Below are 19,475 nucleotides of genomic sequence, written 5' to 3'. Positions count from 1 at the left end.
GCATGAGCAACAGCAACGATTTCCAGCACCAGATTCACATCATCGGCGGCGGCCTGGCCGGCTCCGAAGCGGCATGGCAGCTCGCGCAGGCGGGCGTGAAGGTGCGCCTGTCCGAAATGCGCGGAAGCGGCGACATGACGCCCGCGCACCAGACTGATGGCCTGGCCGAACTCGTCTGTTCGAACAGCTTCCGTTCGGACGATGCCGATCGCAATGCCGTCGGCCTGCTGCACCAGGAGATGCGCACGCTGGACTCGCTGATCATGGCGGCGGCGGACAAGGCCAAGGTGCCGGCCGGTTCAGCGCTGGCAGTCGATCGCGACATATTCTCCGATATCGTCACCAAGGCCTTGAGCGAGCACCCCAACATCCGCATCGTGCGCGAGCGGATCGACACGCTGCCGCACGAAGGCCCGACGATCATCGCCACTGGCCCGCTGACTGCCATGTCGCTCGCCCAGTCGATCGGCGCGGCGACCGGCGAGGACGCTCTGGCGTTCTTCGATGCCATCGCCCCGATCGTCCACCGCGACAGCATTGACATGGACATCTGCTGGATGGCGAGCCGCTGGGACAAGGTCGGCCCCGAAGGCGACGGCAAGGACTATATCAACTGCCCGATGGACAAGGACCAGTATCTCGCCTTCCATCGCGGTCTGATCGAGGGCGAGAAGACCGAGTTCAAGGAATGGGAGAAGGATACGCCCTATTTCGAGGGCTGCATGCCGATCGAGGTGATGGCGGCGCGCGGCGTGGACACCTTGCGCTTCGGCCCAATGAAGCCGGTGGGGCTGGACAATCCGCGCACCGGGCGCTGGCCCTATGCGGTGGTGCAGCTGCGCCAGGACAACAAGCTGGGCACGCTGTGGAACATGGTCGGCTTCCAGACCAAGCTGAAGCACGGGGCGCAGGTCGAGCTTTTCCGCACCATTCCAGGGCTGGAAAAGGCCGAATTCGCGCGGCTGGGCGGGCTGCACCGCAATACGTTCATCAACTCGCCGCGCCTGCTCGATGGCCAGCTGCGGCTGCGCAAGGCGCCGCATATCCGCTTTGCCGGACAGATTACCGGCTGCGAGGGCTATGTCGAAAGCGCCAGCGTCGGGCTGATGGCGGGCCGCTTTGCCGCGGCCGAACTGCAGGGACGCTCGCTCGAGACGCCACCGGTCACCACCGCGCTGGGCGCGCTGCTCGGCCACATCACCGGCGGCGCGGAAGCGAGCGACTTCCAGCCGATGAACGTCAATTTCGGCCTGTTCCCGCCGCCCGAGGACAAGGTGCACAAGAAGCAGCGCAAGGAAGCCTATACCTCGCGCGCGCGCGCCGACTTGCAAGGCTGGCTGGCAGGTACTGGCGAGGTCGTCGCCGCCGAATAGTCAGCATTTGCAGCGCTGTAGCGGGCGCTTGGGCCGGGTTGTCGCGAACTCCTCCGGCGACAGGCGACCGTTGCGGTCGCCATCGGCCTTGGCGAAGCGATCCGATGTCGCCACCGCCCATTCCTCGAAGGTCAGCAGGTTGTTGCCGTCCCTGTCGAGCGCCTTGAACGCCTTGGTGCGGCTGGCGAGCAGTTCCTCGCGGGTGATGATCCGATCGCCATTGCGGTCGAACCGGGCAAAGCGGCGTTCCTCGCGAGTCATCTCGGTCGCTTGCGGCGGCTCCGGACCGCGCAGCTGGCCCGGATCGGCCATCGGCAGGCCGGTGTCCTGAGGCTCGGGCGGAGGGGCCACGATCTCGGCCAGCTCGTCATCCTGCTGCTGTGCGCGAATGAGGAAGAAGCCGCCGACCAGCAAGGCGATTGCCGCCAATCCGCCGAACAGGATCCGCATCGCCCTTCCCCCTCTCGTCAGGCGGTCACCGCCCCGTCACCCCGTGCCAGACGAGCCGTGCGAACAGGCCGGGACCGGCCCAGGGACGATCCAGCCGACCTCTGGCGATGTCAAGCCACACCGCACGGTTGATGATCGACAAGGGCCGCAGCCGGGCCGGAAGCGCGATACGCTTCAGCGCCCGCGTATCGACCGCCGCGAAGGCGCTATCGAGCGCAGCCGTGCGCCGGTGGAAGCGCACCATGTCCCACAGCGCCCAGGCCTGGCCGATGCGCTGCAGATCGGCGGCATCGCCCCCCTGCCCCGCAAAGGCCGCGAACAGCTGCCCCCGGCCCGTCGCGAAATCGGCGACCGCCTCGCTCTCCTCGCATTCTAGCGCCGCTTCCCAGCCCCGGATCACCGGCCCCAGCGCATCGGTCAGCGCCAGCCCATCGGCTTCGATCGGTGCCAGGGCAGCGAGCACCGGATTGGCCGAAGGACGCGACGCCACCGGCTTGGCCAGCACATCGTGCCACCATTGCAGGCGGATCTGCGCCAGCATCGGCTCGCGCGCCTGCAGCACGATGCCCGCCATTTGCGCGTCGAAGGCAAACAGCGCCCGAGCCCAGTCGCGGACCTGCCGGTCGCCATAGCCGACCGCCAGCGTGACGAGCGGAGAAACAGGGGTCTCTGGAGGAACCATGGCGCGCGCAGTCCCGCAATTTCCGGGTCAAATCAAGGTAAACTTGGGCTTAACCATCTCCCTTTGAGGGCTGCTTACCATTGTGCGGATACAAGGCACGCTGCGTCTAAGGGGCATTAACCACATCATGACCATCCGCCACACCGAAGATCAGCGCTTTGGCACCAGCGCGCGGGCCGATGCCGCGAAGACCGGCGCGCGCCCTTGGCTCAACCGGCTGCTTGCGTCGAAACGCGGCAACGTGCTGCCCATTCTGGCCGCCAGCATCCTGCCCATGGCAGCGATGGTCGGCGGTGCCATCGACATGAGCCGCGCATATATGGTCAAGTCGCGAATCCAGCACGCGTGCGACGCCGGCGTGCTGGCTGGACGCCGCGCCATGGCACAGAGCACGTACACGACCGCAGCCGAAGCGCAGGCCGAAGCCTTTTTCGATGTGAACTATCAGGAGGGATATAACGATACCACCGGCGTATCCTTCGAAACCGAAAACCCTACCGGTTCCAGCAAGATCACAGGGTCTGCCTCTGCCGACATGCCCACCGCGATCATGGGTATGTTCGGTTATGACACGCTGAACATTTCCGTCACCTGCGAAGCCGAGCTGAACCTCACCAACACGGACGTCACGTTCGTGCTCGACGTGACCGGCTCCATGGCCGAAACCCTGACCAACAGCGATGGTACCTCTGCCGTCAAGCTCACCTCTCTGCAGGAGGCGGTGATGAGCTTCTACGACACCATGGCGACCGCAGCAGCGGGCAGCGACGCGCGCATCCGCTACTCGTTCGTGCCATATTCGAGCAACGTCAATGTCGGCGAACTGCTCTACGATGCCAACCCGGCGTGGCTGGTAGGCGGCACTGCTGGTGACAGCTGGACCTATAGATCGCGCGCAACCTTCTGGCAGGATTGTGAAATTTTTGGCGGGACTCAAGCCGTCACCTGCCCATCTCGTCCGCACAGCACCTTTTCCGGTGGAACCAATACAACGTCGTCTGCCTGCACCACATGGGGCAGAGCTGCCAGCACAACCAATACGGTCAATGGTGTGACCACCGAGACAACCTATGACCGCTTTTCCTGGGCGGGGCGGAATGACCGCTGGAGTTTCTCCGGATCGGCGCAATGCCTTCGCATTCGGACGCGGCGAATTACGCCAAACCACCTGCAGCCAGCAAACAGCTCTGTTGCAAGGGTGGCGTACGCACGCGGACCGGTCACCTATCCGACCTTCGACTACGTCCGCTCGATCAAGGCTGCAAATCCGGCTGTCTTCACGCCGACCGAAGTCAATGGCAGCACGAGCCGCTGGGATGGCTGCATCGAGGAACGCGACACTGTGGCGGCAACGAACTTTGCTAGCACACGCAATGGCATTACCGCTGATGACACCTTGGATGCGCATGATCTGAACATAGACGATGCCCCAACGGATACCGCAACCAAATGGCGTCCGTTCTGGCGAGAGGTCTACTACCGCAGCACCAACTCGAGCAGCCTGATCAGCCTCGGGAACACCGCATGCCCCGGCAAGGCAAAGCTGCTGGCTGAAATGACGCGACAGCAGGTGTACGACTATGTGTACGGACTTGTAGCCGTTGGCGGTACCTATCATGATGTCGGCCTTATCTGGGGCGCCCGCCTGGCCTCTCCGCAGGGGCTGTTTCAATCGGTCGTCAATGAGGTGCCCAACAATCCTGGGGCGGTGAGCCGTCACATGGTCTTTATGACCGATGGCCAACTCGCCCCGTCGTGGAGCTCAGCGTCGATTTACGGGATCGAACAGGACGATCGGCGGATCGTTGGAGCCAGCGGCAGCAGTCGCGACCAGCTTTCCCGACACCGAAGCCGCTATCTGGCGGTGTGCCAGGCCATCAAATCCAAGGGCATCCGCCTGTGGGTCATCGCCTTCGGCACCGAACTGACCGAGGATATGGAAACCTGCGCCAGCAGCGGCAGCTCGTTTACTGCAGAAAACGCTGATGAGCTGAACTCAGCCTTTGAAAATATCGCCAAGAACATCGCAGAATTGAGGTTGACCCAGTGATGCGCAGATTGGGATTCATCCGCCGGGCGGGCCAGGATCGGCGCGGTGTGACCGTGACCGAATTCGGCCTGATCGCGCCCACATTCCTGCTCTTGCTGCTGGGCGTGTTCGATCTGGGCTTTACCGTCTATGCCCGGGCCATTCTCGATGGTGCCGTGCAGAAGGCCGGGCGCGACGCCTCGCTCGAGAGCGGCGGGTCCGCTCTCGACACGATCGATGAGCGTGTGCGCGAGAATCTTGGTCCACTGGCCAATGATGCCGAGATCGATCCGGTACGACTGAGCTATCAGGACTTTGCCAAAGTGGGCCTTCCGGAAGAATTCGAGGATGGCAACAACAATGGCATCCGCGATCCCGGGGAATGCTTTATCGACGAAAACTCAAATGGCGTCTGGAATGCCGACCTCGGCAAGGAAGGTCTTGGCGGGGCGCGCGACGTCGTCCTGTACACCGTCAGCATGCGCTACAGGCGCAAGTTCCCGCTCTACGGAGTGATCGGGTTAAGCGACTATACCACGATCAAGTCCGCGACAGTGTTGCGCAACCAACCCTTTGATGCCCAGAACGCCCCCACCAACGAGACGATTTGCACATGATCTCCGGCAGAACCCAGAATGCCAGGCCTGGCCTGTCAAACCGCGTCCGCAGGCTCGCGCGCAAATTGCGGCGCGACAAGGCGGGGTTGGCGCTGATCGAATTCGCCTTCTCGCTTCCGATCTTCATCGGGATCGGCTTTTACGGGGTGGAGATTGCCAACCTGGCCATCACCCAGATGAAGATGAGCCAGATCGCGCTGAACATGGCGGACAATGCCTCGCGCATCGGGACGCTCAATGCCACGCTGGGTGCAAAGGTCATCAACGAGCAGCAGATCAACGATGTGTTCCAGGCGGCCGCGATCCAGGCGGGAGCCGCCGGGATCTATCAGGACGGGCGCACCGTGCTTTCCAGCCTGGAAGTCAATGAAAGCGGCGGGCAGACGATAATGTGGCAGCGGTGCAAGGGCACCCTTTTGGAAGATTCGGATTATGGTCCGGAAGGCACAGGCGCGACCGGGACGAGCTTTCAGGGCATGGGGCCAGCGACAAGCCGCATTCAGGCCAGCGAGGGCACGGCAGTGATGTATGTCGAACTGACCTATGTCTACCAACCCCTGTTCGGCGACATGTTCGTCGGAGAGAGGGAACTGCACCAGGAAGCGGCCTATACGGTCCGCGACGCGCGCGATATCGGCGAAGAGCCCATCAACAATGTATCCTCGGCTCGCCAGTCAACCTGCGACAAATATGATGCCATCCTGCCACAGACCAGCGACGCAGAGATTGCCTCGGCCCAGGCCGCAGCCGATGCCGCCAGGGCCAACGACATGAAGGACGGCGTGCTCGACGGCAATGCCGGCAGCGGCGACAACAAGGGTATCTGCGTCGCCGGACTGCTCTGCATCAGGATATGATATCGGCCGGGCCGTGCTGCCCGGCCGATATTATGATGCAGGTCGCGCTCAGCCCTTGTAGGTGACCTTCTTCACCGCCGCGATCACGCGCGCGCTGTCGACCAGTGCGAGCTTCTCCAGGTTCGCGGCATAAGGCAGCGGCACGTCCTCGTTGGTCACGCGCAGCACCGGCGCGTCGAGATCGTCAAAGCCCTGCTCCATCGCCACCGCGCAGATTTCCGACGCGATCGAGCAGACCGGCCAGCCTTCCTCGACCACCACCATGCGGTTGGTCTTCTTCAGGCTTTCGAGCACGGTCGCGGTGTCGAGCGGACGCAGCGTGCGCAAATCGACCACCTCGGCATCGATGCCCTCGGCCGCCAGCTTCTCCGCCGCCTCGAGCGCGACGCCGACGCCGATCGAATAGCTGACGATGGTGACGTCCGAGCCTTCGCGCATGATCCGCGCCTTGCCGATCGGCAGGACATGGTCTTCGAGCTTGGGCACATCGAAGGTGCGGCCATAGACCAGCTCGTTCTCCAGGAACACGACCGGGTCCTCGGTGCGGATCGCCGCCTTGAGCAGGCCCTTCGCATCGGCGCTGTCATAGGGCGCGATCACGATCAGGCCTGGAACATTGGCATACCAGGGACCGAAATTCTGGCTGTGCTGCGCGCCGACGCGGCTCGCAGCGCCATTGGGGCCACGGAACACCACCGGACAGCGCATCTGGCCGCCCGACATGTAGTTGGTCTTGGCCGCCGAGTTGATGATATGGTCGATCGCCTGCATCGCGAAGTTGAAGGTCATGAACTCGATGACCGGGCGCAGACCACCCATCGCCGCGCCCGCACCGATGCCGGCAAAGCCATATTCGGTGATCGGCGTGTCGATCACGCGGCGCGGCCCGAATTCCTCGAGCAGCCCCTGGGTGACCTTGTACGCGCCCTGATATTCGGCGACTTCCTCGCCCATCACGAACACGCGGTCGTCGCGGCGCATTTCCTCCGCCATCGCATCGCGCAGCGCCTCGCGCACCGTGGTCGGTACCATTTCGGTGCCTTCGGGAATGGCCGGATCGCTCACCTCAGCCCGCTTGGGCGTTTCGGGGACGATCTGGACATTCTCGGTCGGGGCTTTCGCCTCGGGCTTGGGCGCCGGGGTCGGAGCGGGCGCGGGTGCGGCTTCCGCCGCCGAAGCGTCCTCGCCTTCGCCCGCGATCAGCGCGATCACCGCGCCGACCTTCACATTGTCGGTGCCCTCGGCGATCAGGATCTTCGAGATCGTGCCTTCATCGACCGCCTCGAATTCCATCGTCGCCTTATCGGTCTCGATTTCGGCCAGGATATCGCCGGAAGACACGGTGTCCCCTTCCTTGACCAGCCACTTGGCCAGCGTCCCCTCTTCCATCGTGGGGGACAAAGCAGGCATTTTCAGTTCGATGGCCATCAATATTGCTCCACCAGCACATCGGTATACAGTTCGGACGGATCCGGCTCGGGCGAGGTTTCGGCAAAATCTGCCGCCTCGCTGACGATCGTGCGGATTTCCTTGTCGATCGCCTTCATCGCGTCTTCGCTCACGCCCATCTTGATCAGTTCGGCCTTGGCCGCCTCGATCGGGTCGGATTTCTCCTTGACGTTCTGCACCTCCTCGCGGCTGCGATACTTGGCCGGGTCGGACATGGAATGGCCGCGATAGCGATAGGTCTTGAGTTCCATCAGCAGCGGGCCATTGCCGCCACGGACATATTCGAGTGCCGCCTCGGCCGCGCCGCGTACTTCGAGCACGTCCATGCCGTTGACCTGCATGCCGGGGATGCGGAAGGAATCGCCGCGCCGGTAGAATTCGGTCTCGGCGCTGCTGCGCGCGACCTTAGTGCCCATGGCATAGCCATTATTCTCGATCACGAAGATGATCGGCAGTTTCCACAGCGCAGCCATGTTGAAGCTTTCATAGACCTGGCCCTGGTTGGCCGCGCCATCGCCGAAATAGGCCATGCACACGCCGCCATCCTCGGAATATTTGTGCCCGAAGGCGAGACCCGCACCCAGCGGAACCTGCGCGCCGACAATGCCATGGCCGCCATAGAATTTGTGCTCGGTCGAGAACATGTGCATCGATCCGCCCTTGCCGCGCGAGATGCCCGCGCCGCGTCCGGTGAGCTCGGCCATGATGATCTTGGGATCGATGCCATAAGCCAGCATGTGCCCATGGTCGCGATAGCCGGTGATCACGCTGTCCTTGCCCGGCTCGAGCGCCGATTGCAGGCCGACCGCGACCGCTTCCTGGCCGATATACAGGTGGCAGAAGCCGCCGATCAGGCCCAGGCCGTAGAGCTGGCCCGCGCGCTCCTCGAAGCGGCGGATCAGCAGCATTTCCTTGTAGAAATGCAGCAGCTCTTCCTGGCTGGCTTCATAGCGTTCGGGGTTGCGCGGACGCGGATGATTGCTGCCCTCCTCGGGCAGGACCGGAGCTTTCGACGAGGCCTTTGCGGGCGGTTTGCGGACGGGCTTTGCAGCGGGTGTCTTGACCAAGACGGAAAACCTTTCACGCTGATGGATCAGTGCCATGCGGCAGGGGGAGGATTGACCCTCTTCCTATAGAAGCAGAGCGGAGGTTTACGCAACGGCCAAGGCGGTTTTTGCGCAATATTCCCGCAGCATCCGCGCTTTTGCGGGGCCGCTTATTTCAGCGGAACGATGACCTCGTCGGGATGTGCGACATTGAGCTCGCGGCGGACCAGTTCGCTCACCAGATCGGGATCGACCGCCTTGGGATCGAGCAGCTCGACCCGGTTGCGCAGCGCATCGCGCTGCTTCTGCAGCCGCGCCAGCTCGACCTTCTGCACCTCCAGCCGCTGGCGATAATCGCCCCAGGCGAGCACGCCCGTCGGCCCCAGCAGAGCATAGGCCGCAATGGCGAGCAGCGCGACGAGCGAGATGCCCGGCGCAATGGCCTGTTTTGCGGGTTTTATGACGGGTTTGCGCGACGACATTAATCTCTTGAATCACAATTGATTCGGGCTGGCAAGCCGAAACGGCCAGCCCGAATCAAATATGCGATCAATGCCTTGCAAGTCGCGGAACAAAACGGGTTTTGTTCAACGGAAGATGGCAGCTCCGGCGTAATGCGCCGAAGCGCCTAGCTCTTCCTCGATGCGGATCAGCTGGTTGTACTTGGCAAGCCGGTCCGAGCGCGCGAGCGAACCGGTCTTGATCTGACCGCAATTGGTGGCGACGGCGAGATCGGCGATGGTCGCGTCCTCGGTCTCACCCGACCGGTGCGACATCACTGCGGTATAGCCTGCGCGATGCGCCATGTTCACCGCTTCGAGTGTTTCGGTCAGCGTCCCGATCTGGTTGACCTTGACGAGCAGGCTGTTGGCCAGACCCTTTTCGATGCCCATGGCCAGCCGCTCGGGATTGGTGACGAACAGGTCGTCACCGACCAGCTGCACCTTGTTGCCGAGCAGTTCGGTGACCGCGAGCCAGCCTTCGAAATCGTCCTCGCTCATGCCGTCCTCGATCGAGCGGATCGGATATTCGGCGCACAGCTTGCCGAGATAGTCGGCCATTTCGCTCGGAGAGAGCGACAGGCCCTCGCCGCTGATCTCGTACTTGCCGTCGCGGAAGAATTCGGTCGCGGCGCAATCGAGCGCGAGCATCACGTTCTCGCCCGGCTTGAACCCGGCCTTCTCGACCGAGGCCATGATGAAGTCGAGCGCGGCGCGGGTCGAGGCCAGGTTCGGAGCGAAGCCGCCCTCGTCACCAACCGCGGTAGCCAGGCCCTTTTCGCGCAGGCCCTTTTTGAGCGTGTGGAAGATTTCCGAACCCCAGCGCACCGCTTCGGCCAGGCTGTCCGCCCCGACCGGCATGATCATGAATTCCTGGAAATCGATCGGGTTGTCAGCATGTTCGCCGCCATTGATGATGTTCATCATCGGAACCGGCAGGACGTGCGCCGATACGCCGCCGACATAGCTGTAGAGCGGCAGGCCGCGCGCGTCGGCTGCGGCCTTGGCGACCGCCAGGCTGACACCCAGGATCGCGTTGGCGCCCAGGCGCGACTTGTTCTCGGTGCCGTCCAGGGCGATCATCGCCATGTCGATATCGCGCTGATCCTCAGCATCAAGACCGACAATCGCTTCGAAAATCTCGGTATTCACCATGTCGACGGCCTGGGTCACGCCCTTGCCCAGATACATGGACTTGTCGCCGTCGCGCTTCTCGACCGCCTCATAGGCACCGGTCGATGCGCCGGAAGGCACACCGGCGCGACCAAAGCTACCGTCTTCGAGCAGCACGTCGACCTCGACCGTGGGGTTGCCGCGGCTGTCGAGAATCTGGCGGGCGTGGATGTCCATGATCGCGGTCATAAGCGGCACTCTTTCCGGTATGTGGTGGGTGGAAGGATGGCGCCCCTCTAGGCGGTGGGCCGCGTCTTTGCAACAGGCGCAGGTGATCCCGAGAGGCGCTGTAAAGTCGCGTTGCTGCGGCCGCGAAAGCGCTTGAAAATATGCCGGGAGAGGCCAGAATATAACTTGGGCAAGCGGAACCGTGGCGGCGCTTCATGCGTCTGCCCTCAAGCTTGAGGAGGAATTCATGTCCGAAGAAGAAACCAAGGCTGCAGCCGCGCCGAAAAAGCCGCGCGCTAAAAAGGCCGCAACTGGTGACGGTGCCGCGAAGCCGGCCGCCCCGAAGCGCAAGGCGGCTCCCAAGCCCGCTGCGGAAAAACCCGCCGAAGTGACCCCTACCCCAAACAGCGCGGTGCTCGTGTCGAGCGGCGTCGCTGCCGCCGGTGCGACCGTCGCCGCGCAGTCGAGCAACGCATTTCAACAGGTTTCCGAAAAGGTGAGCGCAATGATCCCCGAAGACATGGGCGGCAAGGCCAAGGACGTGGCGAGCGATGTCAAGGACATGGCCTGTGATGCGGTCAACAGCATCGCGCAGATCCTGAACGACAGCGCCGGCGCGATCGACGACAATATCGGCCCCAAATATGGCGACTATGCCCGCAGCGCGGCGCAAAGCGTCACCGACGCGGCCGAGCGGCTGCGCGCCAAGCCGGTCGAGGAAATCGCCGAGGATACGCGCGAATTCGTCCGCACCAAGCCGGTTGCTGCCGCAGGCATCGCTGCGGTCGCCAGCTTGGTAGTCGCCAAGATACTCTCGTCGGTGTTCGGCAAGCGGCGTTGAGCGCCCAGTCCGGACCGCTCCACCCGTGACCCAGACCATTCCCGACACCGCGCCAGGCCCGGGCGCGTCCGATCCGCCGCCTCTGCCCGAGACGGAAGCGGACAAACTCGGGCTGCTCGAACAGTTGCACGGCCTCTACGCCGATGGCCGCGAACTGATCGATGCAGAAATCAGCTTCCAGAAGGCGCGCATGGCCGCCGCCGGGCGCCAGGTCCGTGCGATGGCGGCGCTGGTGTTTGTCGGGCTGGTGCTGATCGGCTGCGCGCTGATCGCGCTGGTGGTGGGCACCATGATTGCGCTCATCCCCTATCTCGGCGCATGGGGCGCGATGGGGGCGACCGTGCTCGCTACGCTGATCCTCGCGGTGCTCGCCTTCTGGCTCGCGGTCCGGCGCATCGGCAGGGTCGGAGCGCTGTTCGCCGACGAGAATGCTGCTGCCGACGAGACGAAAGCCTCTGCATGACCGAGCCCTTGCACAGCACGCCGCACGATCACGATGACGATGGCGCCGAAAGCCTTGCCGAGGTTTCCGCGCGTCGCCTCGCTGCGCGCAGCCAGTGGCAAAAGGCCCTGGCCCGCGCCAAGGATCGCTTTGCCCCCGCCAATCTGCGCGACGAGGCGATCGAGACCGCCGCCGAGAAGATCGGCAATGCCGCCGATCAGGCTGCGGGTCTCGCCTGGACGCACCGCTGGAAGATCGCGCTGGCCGGTCTGCTTGGCGGGCTGTTCCTGGCGCGCAAGCCGATCGCCAAGGCGGCCGCGCCGCTGGCCGACAAGGCCAGGGCGCAAGCGGAAAAGGCCCGCGACGCTCTGCGCAGCACCGGCAAGCGCTGACAGCGCGCAACAGGGCTGGAAAATCCCGCGCAACCGCATTATGGCGCGCCCCAGCAACGCGATGGGGCACGGCACGCAACACCCTGTCGCAAGGGAGAGGATGCCGCCCGGCATCCGTTTCATCTGTCAGGGACGCATATTCACATGAGCAAACTTCATCTCGTCATGGGCGGACGCGTCAGCGACCCCCAAACCCTCGATTATTGCGAACTCGACAAGATGGACCTTGTCGGCGTCTATCCCGATTATGCCAGCGCTGAGGAAGCCTGGCGCAGCAAGGCCCAGGCCACCGTCGACGATGCCGAAATGCGCTATGTGATCGTGCACCTGCACCGGCTGCTCGATCCGGAAGAAACGCCCGCCAGCTGACCCTATCCGATCAGGGAATATCGTGCCGCGGCCGCCGGACCTGGTGGCTGCGCACGAGCGGCACCGCGAGCAGCAGGCCCGCGGCAAAACCGCCGATATGCGCCCAGATGGCGATACCGAGCGCAGTGCCCGCAAAGGCGAGCTGGCTGAGCAGGTTGATTCCGATCCACGCGGCCATCAGCCATGCCATGTGGACGACGATCTGCGGGACCGGGCCGATCGCGGGCGGCTTGCGGCGCGAGAAAAGCAGGAAATAGGCCGCCATCAGCGCCGAAATCGCGCCGCTCGCGCCCACCACCGGCACCATCGATACCGGGTCGATCGCGTAATGCATGGCCGCAGCGGCGATCATCCCTGCGCCATAGAGCAGCAGATACCGCTCCCAGCCGAGCGCCAGTTCGACGATCCGCCCGATCACGATCAACGCCAGCATGTTCATGGCAAGGTGAAACAGCCCGGCATGCAGAAAGGCCGAGGTGAACGGCGTCAGCCAGACCGGCACGACCCATGGATAATCGACCGGCAGCGCGCTCGAATGCCCGTATAGCGCGTCATGCAGCCGCGCCGACCAGAACCCGCCCTCGATCTGCATCGGTTCGGTCCAGCCGGTGGTAAAGCCCACCAGCCAGACCAGCACATTGGCGATCACGAGAAAATTGGTTGCCGACCGCTGCGGCACGGCGGGCATGGTTCAGATGAACTCGATCTTGGACACGAGGTAGAACTTGTCGCCCGAAGGCACGCTCACCTCGACCTCGTCGTCGAGCTGACGGCCGATCAGCGCGCGGCCCAGCGGGCTCGAATAGCTGATCCTGCCCTTGCGCGCGTCTGCCTCGGCTTCGCCGACAATCTGGTACTTGACCGGCTTGTCGTCCTCGTCGAGCAGCGTCACGGTCGCGCCGAACACGATCTTGTCGCCCGAAAGCGTGGTCGGATCGATGATCTGCGCACGGCTCAGCTTGCCTTCCAGATCGGCAATGGTCGCCTCGACCTGGCCCTGGCGCTCCTTGGCGGCGTGATATTCGGCATTTTCCGAAAGATCGCCATGCGCGCGCGCTTCCTCGATCGCCTCGACGATCAGCGGACGTTCTTCCTTGAGCGCCTTCAGCTCGCGCGAGAGCTTTTCATAACCTTCTGCCAGCATCGGCAGCTTATCGACGGTTGCCATTCGGCATATCCCTTCATCCTTGGCCGACGCGAAGCCGAACGTCCGACAATAATGCCTTTAGCGGCCCTCGAACGGGGCCGCATCAGGGTAACGACTTGTCGGGGGGCTCAAGCGTCAGGCCGTTTATTATAGGCCTGAAGCGGCTTTACTTCAAGGCTTGTCGCCGCAAGCGACGCCATGGCCTTGACCGCCGCGACGCTGGCAGCTGCCGTGGTGAAATACGGAATCTTCCCCGTCAGCGCGCTGGCGCGGATCGATTGCGAGTCCTTCAGGCTCTGCCAGCCCTCGGTGGTGTTGAAGATCAGCGCGATCTCGCCGTCCTTGATCTTGTCGACGATATGCGGGCGGCCCTGCGCCACCTTGTTGACCTCGGTCAGCTCCACGCCATTGTCGGAAAGATAGCGCGCGGTGCCGCCGGTCGCGACAATGTCCATGCCGAGTTCGATCAGCCCGCGCGCGGCTTCCAGAATCACCGGCTTGTCGCTGTCCTTGACCGAGATGAACACCGTGCCCTTGGTCGGCAGCGTCAGCCCGGCGCCGATCTGTGCCTTGGCAAAGGCCGTGGCGAAATCCTTGTCGATGCCCATGACTTCGCCCGTGGACTTCATCTCGGGGCTCAGCACCGGATCGACTCCGGCAAAGCGCGCCCAGGGGAAGACCGCCTCCTTGACCGCCATGTGATCGATATTGCGATCGATCACCGGCAGATTGGCCAGCATCTCGCCCGCCATCACCCGCGCGGCATATTTGGCCACCGGCTGGCCGATCGCCTTGGCGACGAACGGCACCGTGCGGCTTGCGCGCGGATTGACCTCGATCAGGTAAACCTGGCCGTTCTTGACCGCGAACTGGATGTTCATCAGCCCGCGCACCTTCAATCCCTCGGCGAGCAGCCTGGTCTGGCGCTCCATCTCGGCGATGATGTCACTGCTCAGGCTGTAGGGCGGCAGGCTGCACGCGCTGTCGCCCGAATGGACGCCAGCCTCCTCGATATGCTGCATCACGCCGGCGATCGCGACATCCCGGCCGTCGCAGATCGCATCGACATCGACCTCGATCGCATCGCGCAGATACTGGTCGATCAGCACCGGACTGTCGCCCGAGACCTGCACCGCGGTGGCGATATAGCTTTCCAGCTGCGCCTGGCCGTCGACGATCTCCATCGCGCGCCCGCCGAGCACATAGGACGGGCGGATCAGCACCGGATAGCCGATGCGGTTGGCGACCGCGATCGCCTCCTCGCGGCTGCGCGCGATGCCGTTGGCGGGCTGTTTCAGGCCAAGCTTGTCGACCAGCTTGGCAAAGCGCTCGCGGTCTTCGGCCAGGTCGATCGCATCGGGCGAAGTGCCCAGGATCGGGATGCCCGCATCCTCCAGCGCCTGGGCGAGCTTGAGCGGGGTCTGCCCGCCGAACTGCACGATCACGCCGACCAGCTCGCCGGTCGAACGCTCGACATCTAGCAGTTCGAGCACGTCTTCTGCCGTGAGCGGCTCGAAATAGAGCCGGTCCGACGTGTCATAGTCGGTCGAGACGGTTTCCGGGTTGCAGTTGACCATGATCGTCTCGAACCCGGCGTCGCCCAGCGCAAAACAGGCATGGCAGCAGCAATAGTCGAATTCGATGCCCTGGCCGATGCGGTTGGGCCCGCCCCCCAGGATCACGACCTTGCGCCGTTCGGTCGGCTGGCTCTCGCATTCGGGCTCGCCAAATGTCGGGGCCTCATAGGTCGAATACATGTACGGCGTCTTGGCCGCGAACTCGGCGGCGCAGGTATCGATGCGCTTGAACACCGGGCGCACGCCAAGCTTGTGGCGCAGCGCGCGCACCTCCTCCTCGGTAACGCCGCCGGTCATCGCAACGACCGCATCGCGCACCATGCCCGACCCGCGCGCAAGGGCATGGCCCATGCCCGGCCGCAGATTGGCCGACTTGAGCGCGAGATAGGCGAGGCGCTTGTCGGAAAAGCCCATCGACTTGAGCCGGCGCATCCCCGCCGCATCGCGCGGAAGGCCATCAGCGAGCACCTCGGCCTCGGCATCGACGATCTGCTTGATCTGTTCGAGGAACCAGGGATCGAACTTGGCGACGGCATGGATCTGCTCGACGGTCATGCCCTCGCGCAGCGCCTGCGCCGCGATGAGCAACCGGTCGGGCGTCGCCTGGCTGAGTTCGGCGACGATGTCCTCGTGCGGCGCCCCGACGAGATGATCGACGAAATTGAACCCACTCAGGCCGGTCTCGAGACCGCGCAGCGCCTTCTGCACCGATTCCTGGAAGTTGCGGCCGATCGCCATCACTTCGCCCACCGATTTCATCGCGGTGCCGAGCAGCGGGCTCGATCCCTTGAACTTCTCGAAGGCGAAGCGCGGAATCTTGGTGACGACATAGTCGATCGTCGGCTCGAAGCTGGCAGGCGTCGCGCCGGTAATGTCGTTGGTGATCTCGTCAAGCGTGTATCCCACCGCCAGCTTGGCCGCGACCTTGGCGATCGGGAAACCCGTCGCCTTCGAGGCGAGCGCCGAGGAGCGCGACACGCGCGGGTTCATCTCGATGACGATCAGGCGGCCGTCCTTCGGGTTGACCGCGAACTGCACGTTCGAACCGCCCGTCTCGACGCCGATCTCGCGCAGCACCGCGATGCTGGCCGAGCGCATGATCTGATATTCCTTGTCGGTCAGCGTCAGCGCGGGCGCGACCGTGATGGAATCGCCGGTGTGCACGCCCATCGGATCGACATTCTCGATCGAGCAGATGATGATGGCATTGTCGTTCTTGTCGCGAACGACCTCCATTTCATATTCTTTCCAGCCGAGCAGCGATTCCTCGATCAACACCTCGGTGGTCGGCGAGGCGTCGAGCCCGCCGGTGACGATCTGGACGAACTCGTCGCGGTTGTACGCAATTCCGCCGCCGGTGCCGCCCATGGTGAAGCTGGGCCGGATGATCGAGGGCAGGCCGGTACGTTCGAGCACCGCCAGCGCCTCCTCGACCGTATGCGCGATGCCCGACCGCGCCGATTCCAGCCCGATCTTGTCCATCGCCTCGCGGAACTTCTGCCGGTCCTCGGCCTTGTCGATCGCCTCGGCCTTGGCGCCGATCAGCTCGACATCGTATTTCTCGAGCGTACCATTGGCATCGAGCGCCAGCGCGGTGTTGAGCGCGGTCTGCCCGCCCATGGTCGGCAGCACCACCAGCTTCTCATTGGGGCGCTCGGCGCGCTCCTTGGCGATGATCTTGGCGACGATCTCGGGGGTGATGGGCTCGACATAGGTCGCATCGGCCATGTCGGGATCGGTCATGATCGTCGCGGGGTTGGAGTTGACGAGGACGATGCGATAGCCCTCCTCCTTCAGCGCCTTGCACGCCTGCGTGCCCGAATAATCGAACTCGCACGCCTGGCCGATGATGATCGGGCCGGCGCCGATGATCAGGATGCTGTCTATGTCGGTGCGCTTGGGCATTGTTTATCGTGCTCTCTTTGTATACATTGATTGCATTGAAATCATTTCGAGGAGGCGGCGATGGCCAGCCTGACCGTTCGTAATCTGCCCGACGAGGCCAAGCTGCGCTTCCGCCAAGTGGCGGCTGCGCATGGCCGATCGATGGAAGAGCATCTGCGCCAGCTCGTCATCGAGGCGGCGGGCATGGCCCCGGTTGCATCGGCGGTCACTGACGCATCGGTGCCGTTCCAGAGCTTCCCGCCCGAAAGAACGCCCGAGGCCAGGGCCGAAAGCCGCGCGCGGATCGAACGGCTGATCGAGCTGGGCCGCGGCATCGACTGGGAGCCCGAACCGCGCAAGCCGGAGCCGCTGACCAATTTCGAATTCGACCCGAAAGACTTTGAGTGATCCTGGTCGACACCAACGTCTGGAGCGAAATGGTTTCCCGAAACGGAGAGCCGGGTGTGATCACCTGGCTCGCCAACAATGATGAACGCCTGTTGCTTTCCGTCCTCGTCATTGCCGAAATCCGGGCGGGCTTCGAAAAGCCCAACGCCAGATCGTTTCGGCCGCGGCTCGAACGCTGGCTTGCCCAGCTGGAAACCGACTATGCCGATCGCATCGTCCCGTTCGATCGCCATGACGCGCATGTCTTCGGCCAGCTTGCGGCCCAGCGCACTTTGGGCGGCAATACGCTCGATGCGCAGATCGCCGCGCAGGCCATCGTCCGCAACATTCCCGTCGCCACGCGCAACACGGCGGATTTCGCCTGGACGGGCGTCCGCCTGATCAATCCCTGGCAGGATTGACCGCGCCATCAATGCACCGTGCCGGTCTGGGCTTCGCAGCCCCAGCCATCATATTCGAGGTCGAACAGCTGCTCGATCTGCAGGCACAGTTCGGTGAGCGCGCGGATTGACTTTTCGTCGACCGCCTGCACCCGCTCGAGGAACAGCCAGGGATCGCCGCCCTGCTCGTCATCCTCGTGGCCAAGCTCGGTCAGCCCCAGCTCCTCCGCCGCTTCGGACAGCCGCTCCAGATTGGCTTCGGACCCGCGAAAGCTCACGTCCACCGAACGGCGGATGCTCGCCTGATCGCCATTGGCGGCCAGATTGCGCAGCACATCCTGATCGGCGGCCCATTCCTGCTCCATACGGGCAGGATCGACGGGGGGGAGCTTGATCGTCACGCGGCGGTCGCCGGAGCCTTGAGGCCATGCACGAACTTCTCGAACAGGTAGAAGCTGTCCTGCGGACCCGGCGAGGCTTCGGGATGGTATTGCACGCCGAAAGCGTTCTTGTCCGTAAACGCGATGCCGCAATTGCTGCCGTCGAACAGCGACACATGCGTCTCGACGACATTGGCGGGCAGCGTCGCGGCGTCGACCGCGAAGCCGTGGTTCATGCTCGTGATCTCGACCACACCCGTTTCCAGCCGCTTGACCGGATGGTTCGCGCCACGATGGCCCTGGTGCATCTTGAGCGTGCGCGCGCCGGCGGCAAGGCCGAGCAGCTGATGGCCGAGGCAGATGCCGAAGATCGGAATGTCGCGCTCGAGCAGACCCTGGATCACCGGCACCGCATAGACACCGGTCGCGGCGGGATCGCCCGGGCCGTTCGAGAGGAACACGCCCGCCGGTTCGAGCGCAACGATCTCCTCGAGCGAGGTCTTGGCCGGGACCACGGTCACCTTCGCGCCCGCCTCGACCAGCGAACGGAAGATATTGTGCTTCGCGCCATAATCGATCGCGACGACATGCGGACGCTCGCCCTCGCCCATCGCGGCATAACCATGACCCAAGGTCCACTTGCCGCCGTCCCAGCCGCGCGTCTTGGCGCCGGTGACTTCGATCGCGAGGTCCATGCCCTCCAGCCCCGGCCAGCCCTGCGCCAGCGCGAGCAGCGCAGGCATGTCGAACACGCCATCGGGCGCGTGCGCGATCACTGCATTGGGCGCGCCTGCCTCGCGGATGCGGCGGGTGAGCGCGCGGGTATCGACGCCCGAAATGCCGATCTGGTTATTGGCACTCAGCCAGTCGCTGAAATGCTGTGCGGACCGGAAGCTGCTGGGGTTGGTCACGTCCTGGCGCACGATGCAGCCCAGCGCGTGCGGCACATCGGCCTCGATATCCTCGGGGTTCGCGCCGACATTGCCGATATGCGGGAAGGTGAAGGTGATGATCTGCCCGGCATAGCTCGGGTCAGTCAGGATTTCCTGATAGCCGGTGATCGAGGTGTTGAAGCACACCTCACCCGCCTTGGCCCCGGCAGCACCAAAGCCCCTGCCCCAGATCGCGGTGCCATCGGCCAGCAGCAACAGGCCGGTCGCGCCTTGGGGTTGAGCGGAGGTGGTGGCGTGCGCCATGGTTCGTGTTCCTTGCCTTGCGGTATGAGTCGCGAATGTGCCGGGCCGCAGGATATGGCAGGATGATGCGGGGCCAAAGCCCTGTGACGCGCCCTGCCGGACAGCGGCCAAATTG

The 19,475-nt window shown here is 63.9% G+C and carries 21 protein-coding genes; 10 read left to right on the top strand and 11 right to left on the bottom strand.

Translation table 11 applies throughout. From position 1 onward, the window contains the following. The first annotated feature begins 2 nt into the window (after positions 1-2). Positions 3-1,373: a methylenetetrahydrofolate--tRNA-(uracil(54)-C(5))-methyltransferase (FADH(2)-oxidizing) TrmFO gene (gene trmFO, locus FG486_RS13560; RefSeq protein ID WP_066284084.1), complete on the top strand. Its 1,371-nt coding sequence runs from the start codon at positions 3-5 to the stop codon at positions 1,371-1,373. Here trmFO and FG486_RS13555 read toward each other — a convergent pair whose 3' ends face one another. After that, positions 1,374-1,823 carry an EF-hand domain-containing protein gene (locus FG486_RS13555; protein WP_181267869.1) on the bottom strand — a complete coding sequence of 150 codons (450 nt, stop codon included), beginning with the start codon at positions 1,821-1,823 and terminating at the stop codon, positions 1,374-1,376. A 25-nt stretch (positions 1,824-1,848) separates the two neighbouring features. Next, the gene (locus FG486_RS13550) at positions 1,849-2,505 is read right to left on the bottom strand and encodes a squalene/phytoene synthase family protein (RefSeq protein ID WP_181267868.1); all 657 of its coding nucleotides are present in this window, start codon (positions 2,503-2,505) and stop codon (positions 1,849-1,851) included. A 127-nt stretch (positions 2,506-2,632) separates the two neighbouring features. Here FG486_RS13550 and FG486_RS13545 point away from each other — a divergent pair, with 127 nt between their 5' ends. From FG486_RS13545 to FG486_RS13535, 3 genes are read left to right on the top strand one after another with little or no spacing between them, the layout of a single operon-like run. Continuing rightward, on the top strand, positions 2,633-4,555 hold the full coding sequence (locus FG486_RS13545) for a TadE/TadG family type IV pilus assembly protein (protein ID WP_181267867.1): 1,923 nt from the start codon (positions 2,633-2,635) through the stop codon (positions 4,553-4,555). Next, complete coding sequence (locus FG486_RS13540; RefSeq protein ID WP_181267866.1) at positions 4,555-5,151, top strand: TadE/TadG family type IV pilus assembly protein; 597 nt, start codon at positions 4,555-4,557, stop codon at positions 5,149-5,151. Before FG486_RS13545 ends, FG486_RS13540 begins: the two co-directional genes overlap by 1 nt. Continuing rightward, entirely contained in the window at positions 5,148-6,008 is an 861-nt protein-coding gene (locus tag FG486_RS13535) for a TadE/TadG family type IV pilus assembly protein (protein WP_181267865.1), read from the top strand. The genes FG486_RS13540 and FG486_RS13535 overlap by 4 nt, the downstream gene beginning before the upstream one ends. Positions 6,009-6,056: 48 nt before the next feature. On the opposite strand, the gene FG486_RS13530 is transcribed toward FG486_RS13535, so the two are convergent. The 4 genes from FG486_RS13530 to eno form a co-directional block, all read right to left on the bottom strand. Further along, positions 6,057-7,436, bottom strand: coding sequence for a pyruvate dehydrogenase complex E1 component subunit beta (locus FG486_RS13530; protein ID WP_181267864.1), 1,380 nt, complete (start codon positions 7,434-7,436; stop codon positions 6,057-6,059). Next, positions 7,436-8,455: a pyruvate dehydrogenase (acetyl-transferring) E1 component subunit alpha gene (pdhA, locus tag FG486_RS13525; protein WP_241695816.1), complete on the bottom strand. Its 1,020-nt coding sequence runs from the start codon at positions 8,453-8,455 to the stop codon at positions 7,436-7,438. Before pdhA ends, FG486_RS13530 begins: the two co-directional genes overlap by 1 nt. Before the next feature lie 218 nt (positions 8,456-8,673). Beyond that, positions 8,674-8,985 carry an FtsB family cell division protein gene (locus FG486_RS13520; RefSeq protein WP_060979062.1) on the bottom strand — a complete coding sequence of 104 codons (312 nt, stop codon included), beginning with the start codon at positions 8,983-8,985 and terminating at the stop codon, positions 8,674-8,676. A 105-nt stretch (positions 8,986-9,090) separates the two neighbouring features. Further along, the gene (eno, locus tag FG486_RS13515) at positions 9,091-10,365 is read right to left on the bottom strand and encodes a phosphopyruvate hydratase (protein WP_181267862.1); all 1,275 of its coding nucleotides are present in this window, start codon (positions 10,363-10,365) and stop codon (positions 9,091-9,093) included. A 226-nt stretch (positions 10,366-10,591) separates the two neighbouring features. On the opposite strand from eno, the gene FG486_RS13510 reads away from it, so the two are divergent. The 4 genes from FG486_RS13510 (at position 10,592) to FG486_RS13495 (ending at position 12,388) form a co-directional block, all read left to right on the top strand. Continuing rightward, positions 10,592-11,185 (top strand): hypothetical protein, encoded by a 594-nt coding sequence (locus tag FG486_RS13510; RefSeq protein ID WP_181267861.1) that lies wholly within the window; start codon positions 10,592-10,594, stop codon positions 11,183-11,185. Positions 11,186-11,210: 25 nt separating this feature from the next. Further along, positions 11,211-11,648, top strand: coding sequence for a phage holin family protein (locus tag FG486_RS18210; RefSeq protein WP_181267860.1), 438 nt, complete (start codon positions 11,211-11,213; stop codon positions 11,646-11,648). Then, complete coding sequence (locus FG486_RS13500) at positions 11,645-12,019, top strand: hypothetical protein (protein ID WP_181267859.1); 375 nt, start codon at positions 11,645-11,647, stop codon at positions 12,017-12,019. The genes FG486_RS18210 and FG486_RS13500 overlap by 4 nt, the downstream gene beginning before the upstream one ends. 144 nt (positions 12,020-12,163) lie before the next feature. Continuing rightward, on the top strand, positions 12,164-12,388 hold the full coding sequence (locus tag FG486_RS13495) for a DUF4170 domain-containing protein (RefSeq protein WP_060979067.1): 225 nt from the start codon (positions 12,164-12,166) through the stop codon (positions 12,386-12,388). A 10-nt stretch (positions 12,389-12,398) separates the two neighbouring features. Here the strand turns inward: FG486_RS13495 and FG486_RS13490 are convergent, their stop codons facing one another. From FG486_RS13490 to carB, 3 genes are all read right to left on the bottom strand, one after another. Beyond that, positions 12,399-13,076, bottom strand: coding sequence for a rhomboid family intramembrane serine protease (locus tag FG486_RS13490; RefSeq protein WP_181267858.1), 678 nt, complete (start codon positions 13,074-13,076; stop codon positions 12,399-12,401). Between the two features lie 3 nt (positions 13,077-13,079). Next, the gene (gene greA, locus FG486_RS13485) at positions 13,080-13,556 is read right to left on the bottom strand and encodes a transcription elongation factor GreA (RefSeq protein WP_023836660.1); all 477 of its coding nucleotides are present in this window, start codon (positions 13,554-13,556) and stop codon (positions 13,080-13,082) included. A gap of 107 nt (positions 13,557-13,663) precedes the next feature. Then, entirely contained in the window at positions 13,664-17,017 is a 3,354-nt protein-coding gene (carB, locus tag FG486_RS13480; protein WP_181267857.1) for a carbamoyl-phosphate synthase large subunit, read from the bottom strand. Between the two features lie 60 nt (positions 17,018-17,077). Here carB and FG486_RS13475 point away from each other — a divergent pair, with 60 nt between their 5' ends. Then, positions 17,078-17,404 carry a FitA-like ribbon-helix-helix domain-containing protein gene (locus FG486_RS13475; RefSeq protein ID WP_181267856.1) on the top strand — a complete coding sequence of 109 codons (327 nt, stop codon included), beginning with the start codon at positions 17,078-17,080 and terminating at the stop codon, positions 17,402-17,404. Beyond that, positions 17,401-17,805, top strand: a complete 405-nt coding sequence (locus FG486_RS13470) for a PIN domain-containing protein (protein ID WP_181267855.1) — start codon at positions 17,401-17,403, stop codon at positions 17,803-17,805. Before FG486_RS13475 ends, FG486_RS13470 begins: the two co-directional genes overlap by 4 nt. Before the next feature lie 8 nt (positions 17,806-17,813). Here the strand turns inward: FG486_RS13470 and FG486_RS13465 are convergent, their stop codons facing one another. Together FG486_RS13465 and carA are read right to left on the bottom strand one after the other, a co-directional pair. Further along, positions 17,814-18,185 (bottom strand): ribonuclease E inhibitor RraB, encoded by a 372-nt coding sequence (locus FG486_RS13465; protein ID WP_181267854.1) that lies wholly within the window; start codon positions 18,183-18,185, stop codon positions 17,814-17,816. Then, complete coding sequence (gene carA, locus FG486_RS13460) at positions 18,182-19,360, bottom strand: glutamine-hydrolyzing carbamoyl-phosphate synthase small subunit (protein ID WP_181267853.1); 1,179 nt, start codon at positions 19,358-19,360, stop codon at positions 18,182-18,184. The genes FG486_RS13465 and carA overlap by 4 nt, the downstream gene beginning before the upstream one ends. Positions 19,361-19,475: the final 115 nt, after the last annotated feature.

Source organism: Blastomonas ursincola (assembly GCF_013607875.1).
In the GTDB taxonomy this organism is placed as follows: Bacteria; Pseudomonadota; Alphaproteobacteria; order Sphingomonadales; family Sphingomonadaceae; genus Blastomonas; species Blastomonas ursincola.
Note: the sequence above shows the minus strand (reverse complement) of the source record. Positions and strands in the feature narration are given on the sequence as shown.